The sequence below is a fragment of the Prosthecobacter gellanilyticus genome (assembly GCF_007992435.1).
Lineage (GTDB): Bacteria > Verrucomicrobiota > Verrucomicrobiia > Verrucomicrobiales > Verrucomicrobiaceae > Prosthecobacter > Prosthecobacter gellanilyticus.
Genome location: NZ_BKAG01000013.1, coordinates 137129 through 158067, shown reverse-complemented (window position 1 = coordinate 158067; position 20939 = coordinate 137129). Strand labels below are relative to the sequence as shown.

Sequence of the window (20939 nt, the reverse complement as noted above, 5' to 3'; positions counted from 1 at the left end):
CACCGTCTGGAATCGGCGGGAACACCGACGGCCCGCCGATCTTCTCGGAAAGCAGCCCGCTGCTGGAAAGGCACACATCCCGCACGATCTCCGCATCCAGCCGCAGCCTTGTCTGCCGGCCCAACAGATAGTTCTGCGGATCTTTCTCCCGTAGATCAGGCCGGTTCGCGCTGCTCTGCTGGTAGGTCTGCGAGGTCACGATGATCCGATGCAGCGCCTTCAGGCTCCACTTCTGCTTCACAAACTCCATCGCCAGCCAGTCGAGCAGTTCCGGATGGCTCGGCGGTGTGCCTTGCGATCCAAAGTCATTATCCGTCTCCACAATCCCGCGCCCGAAGTACTGCTGCCACACGCGATTCACGATCACGCGTGCTGTCAGTGGATTCTCCGGGCTCATGATCCACTTCGCCAGATCCAGACGGTTCGGCTGGCGCCCCTTCGCGACCGGTAGCGCGTGCAGCACTTTGGGTGTACCCGGCGTCACCTCCGCATCTGGTCGGGTGAAATCACCTTTGATAAAGATGTTCGTCTTCCTGGGCTTGGCCAGCTCCTGCATCACCAGCGTCGTGGGGCCTTTGTTCAGCTTGTTGTCCAGTTCCTTCCGGCGATCAATCAAGACCAGCAGTTCATCACCCGGCTCCGCAATGAGGGCGAAGAGATCGAGATCATCGGCAAGTGATCGTTTGTTAGCCGATTTGGCCAGAATCTTCCGGATGTTGGACGAAAGCTTGCGACGGTAGTCAGCCTTCATCCCCTTCTCCCACTCATCCAGCTCGCCATGGCGCGCCGTCACCAGGGTTTGCAGCCGGGAGTTCAGTTCTTTGAACTGCGCCTTCAGTCCCACCACATCCACCTTGGGGTCTGTGACCTTCATCACCGGTTCCTCCTGGCTGTTCAGGAAGGCAAAGAACTGGTAGTATTCCTTGTGCTCGATGGGATCAAACTTGTGATCATGGCACTGCGCACAACCGATCGTCAGGCCGAGCCACACCGTCCCCGTCGTCGCCACACGATCAAACACGCTCTCGATGCGGAACTGCTCCTTGTCGATGCCACCCTCTTCATTGATCTGCGTGTTGCGGTGAAACCCCGTGGCGATCTTCTGGCTCTCCGTGGCCTTTGGCAGCAAGTCGCCCGCTAGTTGCTCGATCGTGAACCTGTCAAACGGCATGTCCTTGTTCAGCGCCTCGATCACCCAGTCCCGATACTTCCACATCTGCCTCGGCGCATCGATGGAGTAACCATTCGAATCCGCATACCTCGCCTGGTCCAGCCACCACCGCCCCCAGCGTTCACCGTAGTGTTTGCTGCCCAACAGGCCGCTCACGATCTTGTCATACTGTTGGCTTGTCAGCTCTCCAGATGCCATCGCCAGATCTTCCGATGATGGTGGCAACCCCGTAAGATCCAGTGATACTCGCCGGATCAACGTGGCTGCATCTGCGCGTGGAGATGGCTTTAATCCCTCCTTTGCCAGCCGCTGCTGAATAAACTGATCGATCGGATTTGAATCAGGATTGAGGAATCCGGAATCAGGAGTTTTGGGCGGCACAAACGCCCAATGCTTCTCATACACCGCTCCCTCCGCCACCCAGCGTCGGAACAGCTCCTTCTGCTCCGCTGTCAGCGTCTTGTGAGACTTCTTTGGCGGCATCGGATCTTCATCATCGAACAACCGCTGGATGATCGCGCTCTTGTCCGGATCTCCCGGAACAATGCCGATGGTTCCTTCTGACGTCTCCTTGATCGCATCCTCCCGCACATCCAGTCTCAGCCCTGCTTCCCGAGACTTCGGATCAAACCCATGACAGTGAAAACACGTGTCCGACATGATCGGTCGGATATCCCGGTTAAACGACACGGGCTCCACCGCCGCAACCAAAGCGGGCAGGGAAAGGAGGCTGAGGACAAGCGAACGAAGAAACATGCTTTCCCCTCATTTCGGACTCGAGCTCAAATCTCACAAAAAATCTAAACTATCTTGGGATGAGCCGTCCGAAGCCTCGGAGAGGCGAAAGGAAATAGCTCACGGCTTCAGCCGTGAGAATGAAGGCGCACCACCATCTTGTGAGCCAAAGTCCCGGAAGGGACGAAAGAGGGGCAGCAGGCTCAGATGACCCGTTAGGGCCCTTTGACCACGATTTTCACCGGACCTTGCCCCGCCTTGCTCAGATCCGCCGAAAGCTTCTGCCCCTTCACCTGCACCTCATACTGCCCATAGAATCCGCGCAGCTTCGCCACTCCCTTCGCATCGGTCTGCAAACGCTCTTCCGTGTGCCACTGGCCTAACACCAGATCACGCCAGACCTTCGCGGCAGGCTTCTCACTCCAGTCCTTCCGCCAAAGGGCTGTCTCAGGCTTCCAGTGAGCACCTTCCCAGAAGCCCCACATCACAAAGCCAGTATACGCCGGATGGCTGAAGGTGGTGATGAGCAGGTCGCGTGTATAGTCTGCAGCCAGCTTTTCATCGCCGTTCGTGTTTACATCAAACTCGGTGATCTGTAGGGCTGGCACCAACGCGGCGAAGCGATCCGAGTTCGCCAGCATCTCCTGAGGCGATGGCAGGAAGCTGCTATGAAAATGCGCCTGATTGCCGATGCCATCTGGCTTGATGCCTGAGGCGATGAGCTTCTCGATGATCTGGAAATACTCTTCCTGCTGGCGGCCTGGACGGAAGACTTGGTCTTCATTGATCCACAGCGGCAACTTGGTCAGCTTCCGAGCCTCGCGGAAGACCTCCGCATAGAACTCACCTCCCAGGATAGTGTCGATGCAGTTGCCAGCCTCCCAGCCTGCGGGATGATTCAGCGCATCCCACTCGCACACCTGATCACCTATGGCAGGGGTGATCTCGCGCATGTAGGTCAGCACCTTCTCGCGGATGGCCTGCGGGTTGTCCTTCAGCTTCTCGGACCATGGTTCAAAGGGTGCCCAGCACAGGTAGTGGCCACGTGTCTGGATCTTGCGCTCGGTCAGCCATTGCAGGGACTTGTCGAGCCACACTTTTCGATACGCACCCGTCGTGTTCGGATCTTTGGACGCCTCCCAGGGGCCGGGCTTCAGATCGTTCTCAAACACCACGCGGCTGAAACACTCCTCCACGATGGCGCGGTAGCGATCTCCATCTGGCGAGGTGTCATTGAGCATCTTCGCCGTGACCGCCGAACCAAAACCAAAGGCATGCCGTTTGAGCATGACGCGCACCTCCGCATCCGTCACCGGCTTTCCTTCCGCATCTACCACAGCGATTTCAAAGTCGCCTTTGCGATGCTTTTCGATACGCGCCTGGGCCGCCTTGCGCCACGGCGCATCTGGCTCACGTCCTTCATAGGTGAAGCGAGGTTGGGGCAGTTTCTCCGCAGGGAAGTCCTGCCCGTAGTTCAGCAGCCGTAGTCCACCGATCTCCACCTTTTGCACCTCACCGCCCAGATGAATGGCGATGGCACTCAAGCCCTGTGGCCCCTCCTGACTAGCGGTGAAGGGCAGGAGCACCGGCTCCCACTTCGTGCCGACACGAAACTGCGTGCTGCCTAACTTCGGATACTCCGGTGGACGAGCCACCTCCACATTCGCGGAGCCTGAGGCCTTGCCCTCGGTCGCCCGCACATAGAGCAGCAGCAGGCACTTGTCTCCCTTGGCGATGGCCTCTCCGATCTTCGCGGTCAATTGCACGCTCCAGGTGTTGGCAGGGCGCTTGAGGATTTCAAAACGCCAGAAGGAAGTCCATGGTGCATCGCTGACGGTCATCTTCTCAGATGTCGCCTGACCAGGCTCCTTCGGCAGAAGTGGTTGTCCAGCATCCGGCGCCAGCAGATCGCGTCCACCGGCGGGTAACTTCACCGCCTCGGTGAGGTCAGCGGATTGGCCTGTGAGCGCGATGGCGGCCATGAGGATGCCGAGAACCAGTGAGGTGAGCTTCATGAAGTGGGGCGGTTGGTGGACCTGAGTTTTCCTGACTGAAAGTGAATCAGTTTCGGCCGGGTTCTGAAATCTCACCAAGATTCTGTGATTTTTTCTGTGAGAACTGCCCGTGAGGGCGAAACTGGAGTGCGAATGCTCGAATCCGACCAGCTCCATGCCACCCTCGATCACGTCCTGCGCGGGCAGTCGGACGCGTTTCTGGTGATCGTGCGGGCCTACGGGCCAGGGCTGCGGACCTACCTGGGCAGCCAGCTTTTTCATCTGGATGATGCGGATGATCTCGCCCAGGAGACCTTTATCGCTGCTTATCGCAATCTGAATACCTTTCGCCGTGGCGAGGACTTTGGTGCCTGGCTGCGTGGCATCGCCCGCAACAAACTGTTACGATTCTTCGAGCAGACGAACCGCCGTGTGGTGAATTTGGAGACCTTTCGCCGTGAAGCTTCGAACCTGCTTCAAGGTGAGCTGGAAGGCGCTGCCGCTGAAACGAAGTCCGAGCAGCTTCAAGCCATGCTCTCCTGCATCACCAAGCTCCCAGACCGCATCCGTCATGTCGTGCGTTCATTGCTAGACGGCAGCAAGGCACCGGCACTGGCCGAGGAATTGAAGACAACGACTGGTGCCGTTTATCAACTGCAATACCGCGCGCTCGGCATGCTGCGCGAATGCATCACCCGCGAACTCGCTGATGAACACTGATCTCCAAGATGCCCTCATCGCCTGGCAGGGCGGCGAACTGCCCGCAGGCCGCAGCGATGCGTTGCTTGAGAGGCTCAAAACGGATGCAGACTTCCGGCGCGAGCTTGCGGAAGAGGTGTGGACTCTTTCACTCACCAAAGTGGCTCAAGCCCCTGATCCGCGCTGGCTGGCCTTGCATGAGGAGATCGGGCTCATGGAGAGCCAGTTCAAAGTCATGGACGGCGGGTTTGAGGACTCCCTAATGAAGACCGTACGCCGTGAGCCGCTTCGTTTCGTGAATGCCTGGTGGCGCTGGGCTGCCACGGCAGCAGCGGTGGCTGTGGTCATGCTTTCGACAATGCTTTTAGTTCGGCGTGGAGATACCCCCATTACCTCGGGTGAGACGTTGGCGGTGCTGGTCTCTGGCTCGGCAGAGAACGCCAGTCGCGCTGTCGGTGCGGGGCCCGTGAAGGTCGATCGGGGCCAGGCGCGCCTGCTCTTCACGCATGGTGTGATCGTGGACATCGAAGGTCCAGCAGATCTCCAGCTGCTCAGTCTGAGCCGCGTGATCTGCCGTGAGGGGAAGCTGCGCACACAAGTGCCGAAAGGGGCGGAGGGATTCTGTGTGGAAACTCCGCGCGGTGCCGTGACAGATCTTGGCACAGAGCTGGGCATCTCGGTTTCGCGTCAGGGGCAGACGGACGTGGCTGTGTTTGAAGGTCAGGCGGAGCTCTCCGTGCAGATTCCCGGCCAGGAGGGCATGCGCACGGCTCTATTGAATGTAAATGAGAAGGCGGGCTTCCAATCCACCACCGGTGAAATTCGCACAATCGATCGATCAGACTTTCTCGACACGATCCAACCTCAGGCTCCTGAGCTGAAGCTGCCATCGGACTACTCCCAGCGCATCCTTGCCGCCAAGCCCGTGCATTACTGGCGCATGAACCGGCATGAGACCTCGATGATCCCGAACGAGATCGCGAGCGCTCCCTCTTTATTGATGGTCGGTGGAGCCAGCATTGATGCCGATTCGTACGGCCGTAGCAGCGCGCGCTTTCTCGGCCAGGCCCAGCCAGGAGTGCTGCATTTGGAGAAACCCTGGCAGATGCCTTCCGCAGCTCATGCCGTGGAGTTCTGGTTCATGGCTGACACGATGCAGCAGATGTCGCTCGCCGCTTTGACCACCACAGATGACATGCGTCCGCACATCGCGCTGGTTGAGGTGAACGGAAAGCGCCCCGGTGAGGCCGCAGGCGCGGGCATTCTGAGATACTTGCTGCGCTGGCCGCCCGGTCATCGCGATGGTATGAACCTCTTCTCTCCCAAAGCCGCGGCCTTGCCCTATCAGTGGCACCACGTCGTAGCGCAGCAGAATGAGGGACGGATGCAGATCTATCTCGATGGCCGCGCCATCGGTCCAGCGATCACGGATGCCAAACCAAAGGGAGGTGATTGCATTCTCCAGCTTGGTTGCCTGGAGTATCGCCCTGAGCAGGCCCTGGACAAACTCCGCCGCCCCTTCTCAGGGCGCATGGCCGAGGTGGCCATCTACGATCGCCTCATGACGGAAAAGGAGATCGCGGAGCACGCGGGCAGGCGCTGAGATACCATCTTGCCAAGCCTGCGCTCATCCTTCAGGCTGGCGGAATGAGACTCTTTTTGGTGCTGGTCACTCTTGGAACCTCAGTGCTGGCTCAGGACATCCTGCGCCCGCCGGGGCATCGCCCCCTGGAGTCTTCCGTGCATGCGCTGGTGGGCGCGCGTGTCGTCACCAGTCCAGGCAAGGAACTGGAGAAAGCCACCATCGTGCTTCGGGATGGCCGCATTGAGGCCGTGGGAGCCGATGTGCAGGCGCCTGCGGACGCGCGTGTGCATGACATGGCTGGCATGACCATCTATGCAGGCTTCATCGATGCGCATGTCTCCTTCGCCAAGTCCACCGCGCGCAAGGTCGAAGGCGATGAAGGCCCTCCCATTGATGCGCTGGATCTCACTGCTGGTGCGGGCAGCGGCTTTCTCGGCACTACCTCCGCGGCTGGTGAGCCCGGCACCAAATCCGTGGTCACACCTGAGCACCGCATGGCACGCGAGTATGCCCCTGAGAAGAAAGCGCTGGATGCCCTGCGCACGGAAGGTTTTACCGCCGCGAACATCGTGCCCAGCGCCGGTGTCATTCGTGGCATCAGCACCTTTGTGGCCTTGAACTCCAGTGATCCAGATGTGGCCATCATCAAGCCAGAGACCTTCCAGCACATCGCCATCGACACACCGAAGTCTGGCGATGATTCCAAGCCTGAAGCCTATCCAGGTTCCCTCATGGGTGTGGTTTCCGTGATTCGTCAGACCTTGCTCGATACTCAGTTCCAGGCGACGGACCATGCGCATTTTGCGCAGCATCCCAACGATCGTCAGCGTCCGCCTTTCAAGACCTCGCTGGATGTGCTGCTGCCCGTGACCAAGAAAGCCATGCCGGTGCTCTTCGAACCTGCGAGCGCGCTCATGGTCGATCGCTCCATACGCATTGCGAGGGAGTTCGGTCTGCAGCCGGTCATCCTGGCCACCGGTCAGGAGTGGCGCCGGCCCGATCTGGTGAGAGAAGCCGAAGCGCCTTTCATCGTGCCCGTGGACTATCCAGAAGTGCCGAAGCTTCCTGAAGATGAGGACTGGGCCGCCACGCCCTTGGATCAGCTTCGCGTCTGGGATCACGCGCCAGGGAATGCATCACTGTTACGCCGTGAAGGTCGTGAGATTGCCTTGACCACGCATGGCCTCGGCAAGAGGGCCTCATTCCGGCCTAACATACGATTAGCCATCGCCCGCGGCTTGAGCGAGAACGATGCCATTGCGGCGCTGACGACATCACCTGCGAAAATCTGCGGAGTTGCTGAGCAACTCGGCACCATCGAGAAAGGCAAGCTGGCGCATCTGACGATCTTTGAAAAGGGACGAGCCTTCGATGAAGAGTCCCGAGTGAACCAAGTGTGGATCGACGGTCGTCAGTTCCTGGCGCCGATGCGTGATGACAAGAAGCCCGCCAAGAAGGATGAGGAGGACGACAAGGAGAAAAAGGATGAGAAGGACAAACCCAAGCTCAAGCTGCGCCATCAACTCACGGCCTCTGAAGCGCAGAAAGATCGCGGACCATTGCTGACTCCGAAATCAGTCTTCATCAAGAGCGCCACGATCTGGACCTGCGGGCCTCAAGGGAAGATCGAGAGCGCGAGCCTGCTTATCACAGAGGGAAAAGTGAAGGTGGTGGGTCCCAACCAGGAGGCTCCAGCGGATGCGCATGTCATTGATCTTCCAGGCATTCACGTCACTCCGGGGCTGATCGACTGTCACAGCCACAGCATGATCATGGGCGGCGTGAATGAGGGAACTCTGCCATCAACCGCCATGGTACGCGTGGCGGATGTGATCAACTCCGAAGCTGAAACCATTCATCAGCAGCTTGCCGGAGGTCTGACCACCGCGAACCAATTGCATGGCAGCGCGAATCCTATTGGCGGCCAGAATTGTGTGATCAAGCTGCGTGAGGGCGAATCACCCGAGGGCTTGAAGTTTGCCGGTGCCATCGAAGGCATCAAATTCGCTCTCGGCGAGAACGTGAAGCAGGCGAACTGGGGGGATGCCTTCAAGAGTCGCTTCCCTCAGTCACGCATGGGTGTGCCAGCCTTTCACACGAACCGCTTCACGGCAGCGCAGCACTACATGGCAGCGCTTGAGAAAGCCAGGAATGGTGGGCCGCCAGTTCGCCGTGATCTCGAGCTAGAAGCCATCGCTGAGATCATTCGCGGCGAGAGGCTCATCCATTGCCACAGCTATCGTCAGGACGAGATCCTGGCATTTCTGCGCGTGATGGAAGGTTTTAAAGTTCGTGTCGGCACGCTCCAGCATATTCTCGAAGGCTACAAAGTGGCGGATGAGATCGCCAAGCATGGTGCAGGAGCTTCGGCTTTCTCCGATTGGTGGGCCTATAAGTTTGAAGTCATCGATGCCATTCCACATGCAGGCAGCATCATGCGTGAGCGCGGCGTGTTGGTGTCCTTCAATTCAGATTCTTCCGATCATGCGCGTCGTTTGAATCTGGAAGCTGCCAAGGCCGTGAAGTATGGCGGCACCAGCGAGGAAGAAGCACTAAAGTTCGTCACGATCAATCCGGCGAAGCAACTGCGCATTGATAAACAGGTGGGTTCACTGGAGGCGGGCAAAGATGCGGACTTTGTGATCTGGAGTGGGCATCCGCTTTCCACGTCCAGCATGTGCCTGCAGACCTGGATTGATGGGAAACAGTACTTCGAGCGTGATGCCGCGCATCGTCGCGCCGAGTCCCGCAAGACCGAGCACCTCGCCCTCGTCGAAAAGGCGAAGACACTCGCCTCCGATGCGAAGGCGTCGTCAGACGACGACAAGGCCAAGGGAAAATTCTTCTTCCGCACCCTGGAGCAGCGCCAGGGACACATGTGTGTGGACTGCTGCATGGACCGTGAAATGTCATGGAAAAACTAATCTGCTTCCTCCTCATCGCCTTCATCACCTCGGCATCTGCGGACTCTCTGCTGCTGAAAGGTGCGGTCGTGCACACGGTCACCCAAGGCATCCTTGAGCCCGGAGACGTGCTCATCCGCGATGGCAAGATTGCCGCAGTCGCAGCAAAGCTGGATGAAAAGGCTGACCGCGTCATGGATCTCAAAGGCCTGCATCTTTTTCCAGGTCTGGTCAGTGCCAGCACGGATCTCGGACTGGTGGAGATCGCCGGTGTGCGAGCCAGCGTCGATGATCGTGAGACTGGCGAGTTCACGCCGGAGGTGGAGTCGTGGCTGGCCGTGAATCCAGATTCTGAAATGATCCCCGTGGCGCGGGCGAATGGCATCACGCATTTTGCGCCTGTGCCGCAGGGCAAGTTCATCACGGGCACATCATCACTGCTGGCTCTGCATGGTTGGACGATTGAGGACATGCTGGTGAAGCGGCGCAGTGGCATGCATCTCTCCTGGCCGGATCAGACCCTGACCATTCCGCCCCCCGATGCTCCGCCAACCGCGAAGAGTCTGGAGGATCAAGCGCGCGAGCGCCGTGAAAAGGTGCGCAGCGTGGAGCAGTTCTTTGCAGATGCGGAAGCCTGGTCAAAGCGTGATCCAAAGAGCCCGAAGGTGCCCGCCTGGGAGGCCATGCAGCCAGTCTTGAATGGGGACATGCCTCTCATGATTCATGCGCAGGAAGCGCGTGAGATTCGCTCCGCTTTGAAGTGGGCCGAGTCGCGCCCGAAAGTGCGCGTGGTGATCGTCGGCGGTCGTGATGCCTGGCAGTTTGCGGCAGAGCTCGCCGAACAAAAAGTAGCGGTGATCTACAGTGAGGTCTTCAGCCTGCCTTCCCGTGCCACGGATTCCTACGACGTGCAGTTTGCCGCTCCGGGGCTTCTGCACAAAGCGGGAGTGAAGGTGGCCATCAGTGAAGGCCTGGATCGCGCCAGTGCTTCAGGGCAGCGCAATCTGCCTTACATCGCAGCACAAGCGATGGCCTTTGGTTTGCCGGCAGACGCTACCTTGGCGGCCATCACCCTGGTTCCAGCGCAGTTGCATGGGGCAGGGGACCGGGTGGGCTCCATCGAGGTGGGCAAGGATGCCTCCCTTTTCGTCGCGACCGGAGACATTCTGGATATCCGCAGCGAGGTGAAGTATCTGTGGATCAGTGGAGTCGAGCAGTCGCTCGAGTCACGTCATACGCGCCTCGCGGAAAAGTATCGCTCCCGGCCGAAAGCACGGTGAGGGTTTTTTAGCGCGAGAGATCACCCTGGCACATCACACGGAATCCGGCACGGCCCAGCACGTCGGCCGCGATCTCGATGTCATCGCAATGGATGGCGAGCAGCGGAAGCTGGTTCGGGCGCACCAGCAGCGAGTAGCAGAACTCGATGTTGAGCTCGGCCGCGAGCAGGCTGGAAAGGCAGTCTGAGAGACGATGGCGGGATTCGCTGAGCTCCACCACGACGATACGGCACTCCGCGTAGGGGATGCCGCGCTCGATGAAGAGCATGCCAGCGCTTTCAGGATCACTGAGGATCAGGCGGACGAGCGTCATCTCCGTGGTGTCCTGCATGGAGAGGCCGAGCACCTCGATGCTGTTGTCATGCAGCAGCTTGGTCAGCGCCATCAGGGATCCCACCCGGTTTTGCAGGAAGACGGACAGCTGCCGGATGGCCGTGCCTTCCGGACGGCTGGTGGACGTGGCTTGTGGGGCGGATTTCTCTTCTGGCATAACTTAAATGTGCTTCATCGGAAGCGTTCTTGCAAACTATCCCGCAGGACCTGTGGCAGAACGGCTCTCATCAAACAACGTCACGCGCAGCGGAATGGTCGTCACGATCTTTCCATCCTTCTCGAGCTGCCAGCTGATCAAGCCCGGGCGCTCAAAGCGGATGTTCTGGAGATTGAGGATGATGTTCCTCGTCACAAACGGCACGAAGGGGCTTGGAAAAACAACGTCGACGGCAGGATCCAGCGGCAGTGGTTTCAGCACCTCGTTGCCGTTGCTGTCCAGGCAGCGCACGGTGAAGCTGTGACGGCCATTGTCCTCGGGCGTGAACATCATGCGGATGACGAGCGCGCAGGCGGGGTGAGTCACGGGAAAGTGCCGCGCGCAGAGCATGTCAAAGGCGCCGAGCATGCACAGCTTGCCATTGTAGTCAGAGGCCGAGTCACACAGGGTGGCGATTTGAACGGTCATGGGAGAAAGAGAGCATCCGCAGTGTTTGCGGCAGTTCGGGAGAGAGGAAAAAAGCTTCAGCCGAGAGTAGAACGCTGAGCGCGGGCTCCTCAGTTGCGACGGAAAAGCTTCCGGAAGAAATTACCGAGGGTTTTCTTCTCAGGTGGCGGCGGCTCTGGGCGAGCCTGGGCCTTGCGGGTTTCCGTCGAGGGCCTCGAAGCGCCACCATCCAGTTCATCCTCACCATCCAGTGCCACCGCCTGCGGGATGTCCTTCATGGCGGCGAGCAGCGGATCATCCGCAGGCGCGCCTTCATAATACTTGGTGAAGACTTCATTCACGATCGGCGCAGCGATGCCGCCACCGCTGACCCGCTCACCCGGACGACCTTCATAGACCACTGAATAGGCGAGCACGGGCTGGCTGGCCGGGAGGAAGCCAGTGAACCAGGCGAGGTTCTGCTCTTTCGCGGGCTTCCACTGCGCGGTGCCAGTCTTGCCGGCGATCTGTGCCTGCTTGATGCCAGCGGCACGGCCCGTGCCACCATCACCGGAAACCACGGCCACCATGCCCTTCACCACCGCTTCGCGGGCGATGGGGTTCAGGTTCACCTGACGGCGGATTTTCGGCTCATAAGCGTCGACGATGACTTCACCGATGGTCTGAACCTGCTTCACCAGCAGAGGCTGGCGCATCACCACGCCATCGCCAATGGCCGCCATGCACTGGCAGACCTGCAGCGGTGTCGCGAGCACCATGCCCTGGCCGATGGAGATGTTCGCGATCTCACCGCCAAGGATCCGGTGGTCCGCATTGGTGGGCACATAGCCTTTGCCTTCACCTTTGATCGGCAGGCCGACACGTTCGGAAAAGCCGAGGCGCAGCGCCATATTGGTGATCGGGTCCGCGCCAGTATCAAGAGCAGCCTGGTAGAACCACGTGTTGCAGGAGCGCTTGATGGCGGTGATGACATTCATCTCACCCTCATCGTTCTTCGTGTGGTTGTGGAAGTAGCGGTCACCGACGAGCAGTGAAGTGCCGCAGTAGTAGCTGGTTTGCGGGGTGACCTTGCCGCTTTCCATCGCCCCAAGCGCTGTGACGAGCTTGAAGGTGGAGGCTGGCGGATACTCGCTGCTGAAAGCGCGACCCAAAAGCGGAGCTCGCAGATCCTGGTTTAGCTCGGCCCAGCGTGCTTCACGAATGCCGAAGACGAACTCGTTCGGATTGAAGCCTGGATTGGAAGCCATGGCCAGGATGTGGCCATTGCGGATGTCCATGATGACCATCGCCCCGCCATTGCGCGCATGCTTCTTCAGCGCGTTCTCCGCATGGCGCTGGAGATTGTAGTCCAGTGTGGTCACCACGGTGCGTCCGGGAGTCGGGCGGCGCAGCACTTCATCAGCCAGAAGATGTCCATCCGCATCGAAGAGCAGATTGATCTCACCCGGTGTGCCTTTGAGCGCGGCATCAAAGCTCAGCTCCAGGCCCTGGCGGCCTTCCATCTCTTCAAAGAGCGGGTCACCATCCATGATCGGTCCTTCAGGTAGGCGGCGCGTCTTGCCGGTCCAGCCCAGCATGTGGCAGGCGGTGTCTTCCTTCGGATAAAAGCGGATGTAGGCAGGCTGCAGCAGCAGCGCACCAGTCTCCAGCAGCGGCTTCAGCTTCTGCTGATCCTCATTGGAGAGCTCCACATTGATGCCGTCTTCGATGGAGAAGACCAGCGGCAGCCAGCGGCGGTTCTCATAGTGGCTCAGCAGCTTGTCATCCGGCAGGCTCCACTTTTTGCCGAGGATTTGGTTCGCGGCATCCATCTTATCCTTCGCGAAGGCCAGGATCTTCGCCGGAGTGGCATCACTCATGAAGGGGAAGTTCAGCGCCAGGAAAAAGACCACACGGTTCTGGGCCATCGCGATGCCGTTGCGATCCACGATGACTCCTCGCGGTGCCGGGATGCTGAGGCGCATGGTGCGTGCTTCCTTTTGTGTGCTGAGCGTGGCAGCCAGATCCTTTTTCTTTTTGCTGCCATCCAGTTCAGGGGCGCTTTCAGCGCCACTCACTGGCTGTGCTTTCGGAGCCTCCTGCGCCTGGGCGAGCACGGCTGCGGAGAGGAAGAGGGGGAGGCTTCGCCAAAAGCGAGAAGACATGGGCGTGGACAAAGTAGGATGACCTAGGGGGAGTGCCCGGAAGATGTGGGCAGGGCAGGGGGACGTCAAGACACAGCAGAGGCCATCGGAGCCTCTGAGCCGCCAGTCAGGAGGCGGAGCATTTCCGCCGCCAGGGCGAAACCGAAGGTGCCGGTGACAAAGGTCGCCGCCCCGAAACCTGCGGAGCAGTCCAGCCGCAGTCCGGTCTCCGTGGCGTCCGTCCGGGTGGCCGCGCAGGTGCCATCAGGCTGGGGATACACCGCCTTTTCCGTGGAGAAGACACAGGGGATGCCCCAGTGGACGGACTTGCCAGCCGGGCTTTTCGGGAAGCCATGCTCGTCCCGAAGCCGGCGGCGCACCTGCTGGACCAGCGGGTCACCGCCCGCATAGCCGAGATCGGCCACCTTGACCTGCGTGGGGTCCCTGCGTCCTCCGGCGCTGCCGGAAATGATCATGGGGATGCCCAGAGCCCGGGCTTTGGCGATGATCAGCGCCTTGATGTCTGTGACGTCCACGGCATCCACGATGCCGTCAAAGCCTGCGGAAAGGAGCCTGTCGGCATTGGATTCGAGAAAAAACTCCGTCACGGCGGTGCAGCGGCATTCCGGGGCGATCTGGCGCACGCGGTCGGCCAGGACCTCGACCTTGGGCTTGCCGATCATGCCATCCAGGGCAGGGAGCTGGCGGTTGACGTTCGTGATGCAGACATCGTCCATATCGATCAGGGTCAGTGAGCCGACTCCGCTGCGCGCCAGAGCCTCCACCACCCAGGAGCCGACTCCGCCCACACCGATCACGGCCACTCTGGAGGCGTGGAGGCGGGGCAGGGCCGCGCTGCCGTAAAGCCGCCCGATGCCTCCGAATCGCTGAAGATAGTCCTCTGTCATGGGTTCTGGGATAGACTCAAAGTGGGAGCCGGGCACGATGATTTCTTTGATACGACGCTCTTTGCTGTTTGCGCGGTCAGGTTTAGCGTGGTTTTAGCGCTTGCCACCCCCGCCGCACTCCTGATAATGCGCGCCCGATTTCTCGCCCACCACCCATGAGCGCAGCCAACCCTTCCGACATCTCTTTTGAACAGGCCATGGAGCGCCTGGAAGAGATCGTGGGCAGCATGGAGTCCGATCGCATGCCTCTGGATGAGATGGTCGGCTCCTACGAGGAAGGCATGAAGCTCCTCCAGGTGTGCCGCCAGCGCATCGAGCAGGCCCGCCAGCGCATCGAGATCATCAATATCAAGGCCGACGGCAAAGCCGAGACAGCCTCCTTTGACCCGGGCAAGGAAGACCTTGCCGAAGACAAGCCCCGCGCCAGCGCTCCTGCTGCCCGCCGCCGCTCCGCCCCTGCTCCTGCACCGAAGCCTGAGACTGGTGGTGAGGACGATGAAATCCGACTCTTTTGACTCCGACCAACGTGGATACCTCCCAGCCCCCCATCTCCTGTCCTGCCGATCTCAAAGCCCTGCCGCTGGAGAAGCTGCCTGAGCTTGCTGAACAGATCCGTCAGACACTCATCGCCACACTCGCTGAAACTGGCGGCCACCTGGGGCCGAATCTCGGTGTGGTGGAGCTCACCCTGGCGATGCATCGCGTGTTCGACACACCGAAGGACAAGTTTGTCTTCGACGTGGCGCACCAGGGGTATGTCCACAAGATGATCACCGGTCGTTGGGACAAGATCCATACCATCCGCCAGTTCCATGGTCTGAATGGTTTCCTCCTCCGCAGCGAGAGCGAGCACGACTGCTATGGTGCCGGACATGCGGGCACCTCCGTGGGTGCAGCTCTTGGCATGGCGACGGGACGCGATCTCAAAGGTTCGGACGACCACGTCATCTGCGTGGCTGGTGATGCCGCCTTCACCTGCGGACCTGTGTTTGAGGCCCTGAACAATGTGGCCGCGCACACGAAGCGCCTCATCATCGTGCTCAATGACAATGAGTGGAGCATCGACAAGAACGTGGGCGCCATCGCGGGTTACTTCAACGCCATCGCCACGAACCCAGGCTTTGCCAACCTGCATGAGAAGGCTGCCAAGTTCGTCGAGTTCATGCTCGGCGGTGGTGTGCGCAAGCTCGCCGAGCGTGTGGAGAAGACCGCCAAAGGCCTGCTGCTTCCACAGAGCGAAGGTGCGCATAATCGCAGCACCATGTTTGATGAGTTCGGCATCCGTTATTACGGCCCGATCGATGGTCACAACCTGCCGCTGCTGATCCAGACCTTTGATTTCCTGAAGAACCAGAACGAGCCCGTCATCCTCCACGTGCTCACGGAGAAGGGCCGCGGCTACAAGCCTGCGCTTGAAGATCCGCTGAAGTTCCACGGCCTGGGCAAATACAATGTCGAGACCGGTGAAGTAGCCGCCTCTGACAAGCCCACCTACTCGCAGATCTATGGCCGCAGCGTCACGGACTTCGCGAAGGAGGACAAGAGCATCGTCGCCATCACCGGCGCCATGCCTGGCGGCACCGGCCTCATCGTTTTCAAGAAGGAGATTCCCGAGCGCTACTTTGACGTCGGCATTGCCGAGGAGCACGCGGCGCTTTTCGCCTGCGGTCTCGCGGTTCAGGGGCTGCGTCCTTTCCTAACCATTTATTCGACCTTCATGCAGCGTGCCATTGACATGATCATTCATGACATGGCCATCCAGAACCTGCCGGTGCGTCTCTGCATGGACCGCGGCGGTCTCAGCGGAGATGACGGCCCTACGCATCACGGTCTCTTTGACATTTCCTATCTGCGCGGCATCCCCGGGCTGGTGCACATGCAGCCGAAGGACGAGGACGAGTTTGTGGACATGCTCTGGACCATGGCGAACTATGACAAAGGCCCGATCGCCATCCGCTATCCACGTGGCAACGGACCTGGCGTCACGCCGAAGCAGAAGCCGCAGTTGCTCGAGATCGGCAAGGGTGAACTCATCGCTGATGGCAGTGATGTGGCGCTGATCGGTCTCGGTGAGATGGTCCCGATCGCCCAGCAGGCGAAGAAGGTGCTGGAAGAGAAGGGCCTTTCTGTGGCCCTGATCAACCCGCGCTGGATCAAACCTCTGGATGGTGCGCTGATCGACTCCATCGCCAAAAAAGTGAAGGTCGTCTGCACGCTGGAAGACCACGTTTTGATGAACGGCTTTGGTTGTGGTGTCATCGAGCATCTTAACGATGCTGGCGTCAAGACCCCCGTGGTCCGCATTGGCTGGCCTGACGAGTTCGTCGAGCACGGCAGCGTCGGCGGTCTGCGCAAGAAGCACGGTCTCACGGTGGAAAACACCGTCGAGAAGGTGCTCGCGAAGCTGGGTTGAGCCACTCGTCGAGGACCTTCTCCGTAGCGCCAAAGGCGCGACCTATACCAGCCTGGGGTGATGAGCCCCAGGAAAAGAATGCGCCGACCACTCTTGGGCCGTTGGCCCAGGCTTGTATTGAGCGGGCACGTTGGCCCTCAGAAATCTTAGCTTTTGTCAGACCACGCCACGCACGTGCCGCCTCCATGTGCGGCGCCGAGACGTGGCGGCACCTGGATGGCTGGCATGAAGCAGACGCGTGCGGCGCTGAGATCCCGGCGGCGCGCGAAGACACCGGCGATGCCCGCTGCCACGGCTCCCGCGCCGAGCGCGATGCCAAACCAGCACAGCATGCGCTGGTAGCCTTGAGTAAATAGTTCGTTAGTCCGCTTCTCCTTGATCTGGAGGGCGTTGATCTTGTGCATGAGATCGAGCATCGACTCGCGCAGGTTCTGCTCGGGCGGTTTGGTGTCGTCCGCCATCTTGTCATGGACGGCCTCGCGTACACGAAACAGCTCCGCGGTGGGCAGCACGCTCCAGAGGATGGGGGCGAAGGTGACCATCTCCTGCTTTTTGGAGCGATCATAGAGAAGCAGCACAGCGGGGCGGTCGCCGCTCCAGGCCTGGCGCATCAGGCGTGCCTCGCTGCGCATGTTCTGGCCTTCACGGATGTAGGTAGTGGCGGCAAACCAGGCATCGATGCCATTGCTCGTGCGGAAGGTGGCGACCTCCCTGGCCAGCTGCTGATGTGAGTCCTCACTCAGGGCGCGCGTGTCGTCATAAATGCCGTCTGCAGGCGCGGGGGGCAGCGCCTGCCCCCAAACTGCACCCGCCGCGAGTCCGAGAAAAACCAGAAGGTGAAGAACTCCCATGGGAGATGAAGACCTGGAGATCATGCGGGCTTCTTGGTGGGATCAAAGAAGATCTTCACGTCCGCCTCCGTGGTGCCGAGGATCTGCTGGGCACGCTTCAGCGCATTGCGCGTGGCGAGGTTTGGGTTGCTCGGGCTGGCCGGGAAGATGTTGTCCTTGCCGATGGTGTCGATGAGGCCTGAGTCACGCAGCACGCGGTACACGTCCTTCATCACGCCACTGATGAGGAGTTCCCTTCCGTCCTTCCGGAGAAGACGCACCAGTTCCTCGATGGCAATGACGCAGGTGGCATCCAGATGGCGGGCATTCTTGAGGCGCAGGATGATGATGCGCAGGTTCGGATCCGCGCAGGTGCGCTGGATCTGGGTGCGGAAGAGGTCCGCCGAGCCGAAGAAGAGCTCGCCCTCCGCATGGATGATGGAGACGGCCGGGTTCTGCCGCTTTCCATGCTGGGCTGCCTCGGCCAGATTGCCTTCCTGGTTGAACTCATACTCCACCAGCACTGGCTGGCTGGCCTTCCGCAGATAAAGCATCACCGAAACGCCCACACCCGTGAAGATGGCCACATGCAGCGGCACCAGCAGCGTGGCCGCGAGGGTTACCAAAAACACCAGCGCATCGGATCCCGTGGCGCTGAGACAGATGCGGATGTTGCGTTGATTGATCAGCGAGATGGCCACGCAGATGATGAGCACGGCCAGGGAGGCACGCGGGATGTAGCCGACAAGGTGGCCCAGGGTCAGCGCGCCGATCAGGCAGAAGATGCCGTTGAGCATGGCCGCGACAGGAGTGCGCGCACCGCTTTGGAAATTGAGCGCGCTGCGCGTGAGCGAGCCTGAGCAAGGCATGCCGCTGAGATACGCGCAGCTCAGATTGGCCATGCCGAGGCTGAACATGTCCTGGTTTCCATCCACCCGCTGGCCGCTGACACTGGCGAGCGTCTTGGCCATCGAGGAGCTTTCCAGCGTGGCGAGGAAGGCCACGGCGATGGCCAAACCAAACATGTGACTAAAGTCCGAGAAGAAGCGCGGCGAGACGAAATCTGGAAAGGGCGGCAGGAGATCGAGAATGCCGAAGCGGGCATTCGCGTACGTGTCGATGGCGATTCCAAACCCGCTCAATCCCGCGGCGATCGCCGAGGCCAGGATGAGGCTGAGTGCCAGCGCAGGCCAGGCAGGCCGGAGCCGGCGGACGATCACGTAGATCAGCGCCGTGCCTGCGGCGATGGCCAGGCTCTGCCAATGCGCCTCCCGGAGATGTGTGGTCAGATGAATCAGGATTCCCGGCAAGGTGCGCCTATGAAGAGTGCTGCCATCTTCCAGAGTTGTCGTCATCACGATGCCCAGGAGGTTGGCGAGCTGGTTTGTGATGATGAGCAGGGACGCGCCAGTGACATAGGCCACCACCACTGTGCGGCTGATGTACTGGACCAGCTCCGCCACCCGCAGAAAGGCTCCAAAGAGCAGCAGAGTGCCCACCATGAAGACCAGCAGGGGCATCATCGCGATACGGTCCATGTCTGGATTCGCCGCGAAGTAGGAGAAGATCATGAAGGCCGTCGAGTTCGTGGGGCCCAGGACAGTGTAGCGTGAACTGCTGAAGAGAGAGCCTGTGATGGCCGCGATGGCGCTGCACATGGTGCCAAACTGTAGCGGCAGCCCCGCGATGGCCGCATAGGCCATGCCTTGCGGAAGGTCGAGCAAAGTCACGGAGGCGGCGGCCCGGGCGTCTGCCTTCAGCCGGCGCGGTCCGTAGCCTTTCAGCCAGCGACGGAAGGGCAGGGGATCCAGCGTGTTGCTGGCCAGCATTTCCCGCAGCCAAGTCCTGCCCTGCCAAAACAGGGAGTGAATGAGTTGTCGGAGGGACGTGGACTGGTGGCCTGACACAGTGGAAAGCTAACGCTCGAACCGGGTCTTGGCAAAGTCATTGGCCGCAACATGTCTGGCAGAAGCGATGACCAGCGGAACCCACAGGATGAGCGCCTCGAACCGAGGAAGGGTCAGCATGGAGAAGGCGCTGTCCCCATCAAAGAGCAGTCCGGTGATGCCAAAAGCGGCCAGCACAAGCCAGAGACCTTCACCTTCACGGGCCAGACGCCATGCCCGCTGGAGTCCCCACCCGATCAAGACCAGCAGACCTGCAAGGCCAGGCACTCCGCCGCGCACCAGCGCATTCATGAAGATGCTGTGCAGGTGCTCCGGATACCAGGGAAGAGAGCAGGACCAGCAGTCATTGTCAGCCCACAGCCCTTTCCCAAGCAGCCAGTCCTGCCAGGTCGTGAGGCTCTGGATGCCGGCACTGTAAATGATGATCCGTCCGTTGTCCGACCGCTCAAGCATGCGTGCCGCGGGGTTGGCTGCCACCAGGCCGTCTGCCACCATTTCAGGAGTGAGTTCGGATGCAGAAACTCCCATGCGATCCGAAAGCTCGCTCGCACCGATGTGGGCGATGACCGGGGCGCTGGCCTGGAAGACAAACACGCAGCCGAGCATGAGGAACAGTGGCTTGAGAACCCTGCGCCAGCCTCGCGCCAGCAGCCATGCACCATGGGCGACTCCGAGAGCCAGCAAAGCTCCGCGGCTCATGGTCAAGCAGGTGGCAAACATGAGCGCCACGGCGGCCAGGAGGTAGAGCAGGCGCTCCCGGCGTTCGCTGGAATGATGCCAGTTCCAGGAGGCCCAGACGGCTGCGAAACCAAAGGTCATGCCGGTGCAGACGGTATTCCAGCCGCCATAGATGAACCAATTTTGCAGCCGCTGGCCAAACAAGGCTTTCGGATCCAGGACATAAAACACCAGCATGCTTCCTGCGGCGGCGAGAGCTGCCACTCCTACCAGCGGCACGCCTAACCAGATCGGGGCACGCGGCTGGCGCGCCACGCTCCAAAGCGTCATCAGCACCAGCATGAGTAATCCCGTGCCGAACCAGCCCTGCCAGAAAGCCTTCACCGTGATCCCTGGAGAGTCGAGCATCGAGGAGCGGGCCAGCATCACCAAAAACAGGGCGGCCACGCCGACGAGCCAGCGGTCCAGGCGCAGGCTGTCGATGAAGTCCTGGAAGCCGCCTTCCCAGAACCAAGCCAGGGTCATCAGGCCTACCCAGCCCACCTGCACCCATTGGTTATGCATGCAGTAGAAGCCCAGCACGAAGCCGATGGAGCTCAGCGCCGCGAGCCGCTGGCGCAGGATCACATCAGCTGCCGGCACCAGCGGTGCGGCTTCACTCAATCGCCACGTCATGCTGGCGGCTGAGGGAGGGGGACGTTCGGACATGAGTTTGGGGAGACGTTGAAAATACACACCTTGGCGGACTTGTCATGAACCTCTTTATCAGGCGAGAT

General features: G+C 60.3%; 15 protein-coding genes. 6 read left to right on the top strand and 9 right to left on the bottom strand.

What is annotated here, in order from left to right; genetic code table 11:
* The coding region (locus BGE01nite_RS29570; protein ID WP_146850586.1) for a PSD1 and planctomycete cytochrome C domain-containing protein at positions 1–1927 on the bottom strand (1927 nt) is incomplete at its 3' end.
* 194 nt (positions 1928–2121) lie between these two features.
* Positions 2122–3921 carry an endo-1,4-beta-xylanase gene (locus tag BGE01nite_RS11425; protein ID WP_170266731.1) on the bottom strand — a complete coding sequence of 600 codons (1800 nt, stop codon included), beginning with the start codon at positions 3919–3921 and terminating at the stop codon, positions 2122–2124.
* A gap of 132 nt (positions 3922–4053) precedes the next feature.
* On the opposite strand from BGE01nite_RS11425, the gene BGE01nite_RS11420 reads away from it, so the two are divergent.
* From BGE01nite_RS11420 to BGE01nite_RS11405, 4 genes are read left to right on the top strand one after another with little or no spacing between them, the layout of a single operon-like run.
* Positions 4054–4620 carry a sigma-70 family RNA polymerase sigma factor gene (locus tag BGE01nite_RS11420; protein WP_146850584.1) on the top strand — a complete coding sequence of 189 codons (567 nt, stop codon included), beginning with the start codon at positions 4054–4056 and terminating at the stop codon, positions 4618–4620.
* Complete coding sequence (locus BGE01nite_RS11415; protein WP_146850583.1) at positions 4610–6202, top strand: LamG-like jellyroll fold domain-containing protein; 1593 nt, start codon at positions 4610–4612, stop codon at positions 6200–6202. Before BGE01nite_RS11420 ends, BGE01nite_RS11415 begins: the two co-directional genes overlap by 11 nt.
* A 44-nt stretch (positions 6203–6246) precedes the next feature.
* Positions 6247–9108 carry an amidohydrolase family protein gene (locus tag BGE01nite_RS11410; RefSeq protein ID WP_146850582.1) on the top strand — a complete coding sequence of 954 codons (2862 nt, stop codon included), beginning with the start codon at positions 6247–6249 and terminating at the stop codon, positions 9106–9108.
* Positions 9096–10367 carry an amidohydrolase family protein gene (locus tag BGE01nite_RS11405; RefSeq protein WP_146850581.1) on the top strand — a complete coding sequence of 424 codons (1272 nt, stop codon included), beginning with the start codon at positions 9096–9098 and terminating at the stop codon, positions 10365–10367. Before BGE01nite_RS11410 ends, BGE01nite_RS11405 begins: the two co-directional genes overlap by 13 nt.
* A gap of 7 nt (positions 10368–10374) precedes the next feature.
* Here the strand turns inward: BGE01nite_RS11405 and BGE01nite_RS11400 are convergent, their stop codons facing one another.
* From BGE01nite_RS11400 to BGE01nite_RS11385, 4 genes are all read right to left on the bottom strand, one after another.
* The gene (locus tag BGE01nite_RS11400) at positions 10375–10857 is read right to left on the bottom strand and encodes a hypothetical protein (RefSeq protein WP_146850580.1); all 483 of its coding nucleotides are present in this window, start codon (positions 10855–10857) and stop codon (positions 10375–10377) included.
* 36 nt (positions 10858–10893) lie between these two features.
* On the bottom strand, positions 10894–11325 hold the full coding sequence (locus tag BGE01nite_RS11395) for a DUF6941 family protein (RefSeq protein WP_146850579.1): 432 nt from the start codon (positions 11323–11325) through the stop codon (positions 10894–10896).
* Between the two features lie 89 nt (positions 11326–11414).
* Positions 11415–13448, bottom strand: a complete 2034-nt coding sequence (locus BGE01nite_RS11390) for a penicillin-binding transpeptidase domain-containing protein (RefSeq protein WP_146850578.1) — start codon at positions 13446–13448, stop codon at positions 11415–11417.
* Between the two features lie 65 nt (positions 13449–13513).
* The gene (locus tag BGE01nite_RS11385; RefSeq protein WP_146850577.1) at positions 13514–14335 is read right to left on the bottom strand and encodes a tRNA threonylcarbamoyladenosine dehydratase; all 822 of its coding nucleotides are present in this window, start codon (positions 14333–14335) and stop codon (positions 13514–13516) included.
* 155 nt (positions 14336–14490) lie between these two features.
* Here BGE01nite_RS11385 and xseB point away from each other — a divergent pair, with 155 nt between their 5' ends.
* On the top strand, positions 14491–14850 hold the full coding sequence (gene xseB, locus BGE01nite_RS11380) for an exodeoxyribonuclease VII small subunit (RefSeq protein ID WP_146850576.1): 360 nt from the start codon (positions 14491–14493) through the stop codon (positions 14848–14850).
* Positions 14847–16748 carry a 1-deoxy-D-xylulose-5-phosphate synthase gene (dxs, locus tag BGE01nite_RS11375; RefSeq protein ID WP_246145706.1) on the top strand — a complete coding sequence of 634 codons (1902 nt, stop codon included), beginning with the start codon at positions 14847–14849 and terminating at the stop codon, positions 16746–16748. The genes xseB and dxs overlap by 4 nt, the downstream gene beginning before the upstream one ends.
* 146 nt (positions 16749–16894) lie before the next feature.
* Here dxs and BGE01nite_RS11370 read toward each other — a convergent pair whose 3' ends face one another.
* From BGE01nite_RS11370 to BGE01nite_RS11360, 3 genes are all read right to left on the bottom strand, one after another.
* Positions 16895–17599 carry a hypothetical protein gene (locus BGE01nite_RS11370; RefSeq protein WP_146850575.1) on the bottom strand — a complete coding sequence of 235 codons (705 nt, stop codon included), beginning with the start codon at positions 17597–17599 and terminating at the stop codon, positions 16895–16897.
* Between the two features lie 20 nt (positions 17600–17619).
* Positions 17620–19407, bottom strand: a complete 1788-nt coding sequence (locus BGE01nite_RS11365; protein WP_146850574.1) for a SulP family inorganic anion transporter — start codon at positions 19405–19407, stop codon at positions 17620–17622.
* Between the two features lie 87 nt (positions 19408–19494).
* On the bottom strand, positions 19495–20871 hold the full coding sequence (locus tag BGE01nite_RS11360) for an O-antigen ligase family protein (protein WP_146850573.1): 1377 nt from the start codon (positions 20869–20871) through the stop codon (positions 19495–19497).
* Positions 20872–20939 lie beyond the last annotated feature (68 nt).

Coding starts and splice junctions, on each gene's coding strand:
- BGE01nite_RS11425 (WP_170266731.1), bottom strand. CDS start 3,921: ATGAAGCTCACCTCACTGGTTCTCGGCATCCTCATGGCCGCCATCGCG.
- BGE01nite_RS11420 (WP_146850584.1), top strand. CDS start 4,054: ATGCTCGAATCCGACCAGCTCCATGCCACCCTCGATCACGTCCTGCGC.
- BGE01nite_RS11415 (WP_146850583.1), top strand. CDS start 4,610: ATGAACACTGATCTCCAAGATGCCCTCATCGCCTGGCAGGGCGGCGAA.
- BGE01nite_RS11410 (WP_146850582.1), top strand. CDS start 6,247: ATGAGACTCTTTTTGGTGCTGGTCACTCTTGGAACCTCAGTGCTGGCT.
- BGE01nite_RS11405 (WP_146850581.1), top strand. CDS start 9,096: ATGGAAAAACTAATCTGCTTCCTCCTCATCGCCTTCATCACCTCGGCA.
- BGE01nite_RS11400 (WP_146850580.1), bottom strand. CDS start 10,857: ATGCCAGAAGAGAAATCCGCCCCACAAGCCACGTCCACCAGCCGTCCG.
- BGE01nite_RS11395 (WP_146850579.1), bottom strand. CDS start 11,325: ATGACCGTTCAAATCGCCACCCTGTGTGACTCGGCCTCTGACTACAAT.
- BGE01nite_RS11390 (WP_146850578.1), bottom strand. CDS start 13,448: ATGTCTTCTCGCTTTTGGCGAAGCCTCCCCCTCTTCCTCTCCGCAGCC.
- BGE01nite_RS11385 (WP_146850577.1), bottom strand. CDS start 14,335: ATGACAGAGGACTATCTTCAGCGATTCGGAGGCATCGGGCGGCTTTAC.
- xseB (WP_146850576.1), top strand. CDS start 14,491: ATGAGCGCAGCCAACCCTTCCGACATCTCTTTTGAACAGGCCATGGAG.
- BGE01nite_RS11370 (WP_146850575.1), bottom strand. CDS start 17,599: ATGGGAGTTCTTCACCTTCTGGTTTTTCTCGGACTCGCGGCGGGTGCA.
- BGE01nite_RS11365 (WP_146850574.1), bottom strand. CDS start 19,407: ATGCTGGCCAGCAACACGCTGGATCCCCTGCCCTTCCGTCGCTGGCTG.
- BGE01nite_RS11360 (WP_146850573.1), bottom strand. CDS start 20,871: ATGTCCGAACGTCCCCCTCCCTCAGCCGCCAGCATGACGTGGCGATTG.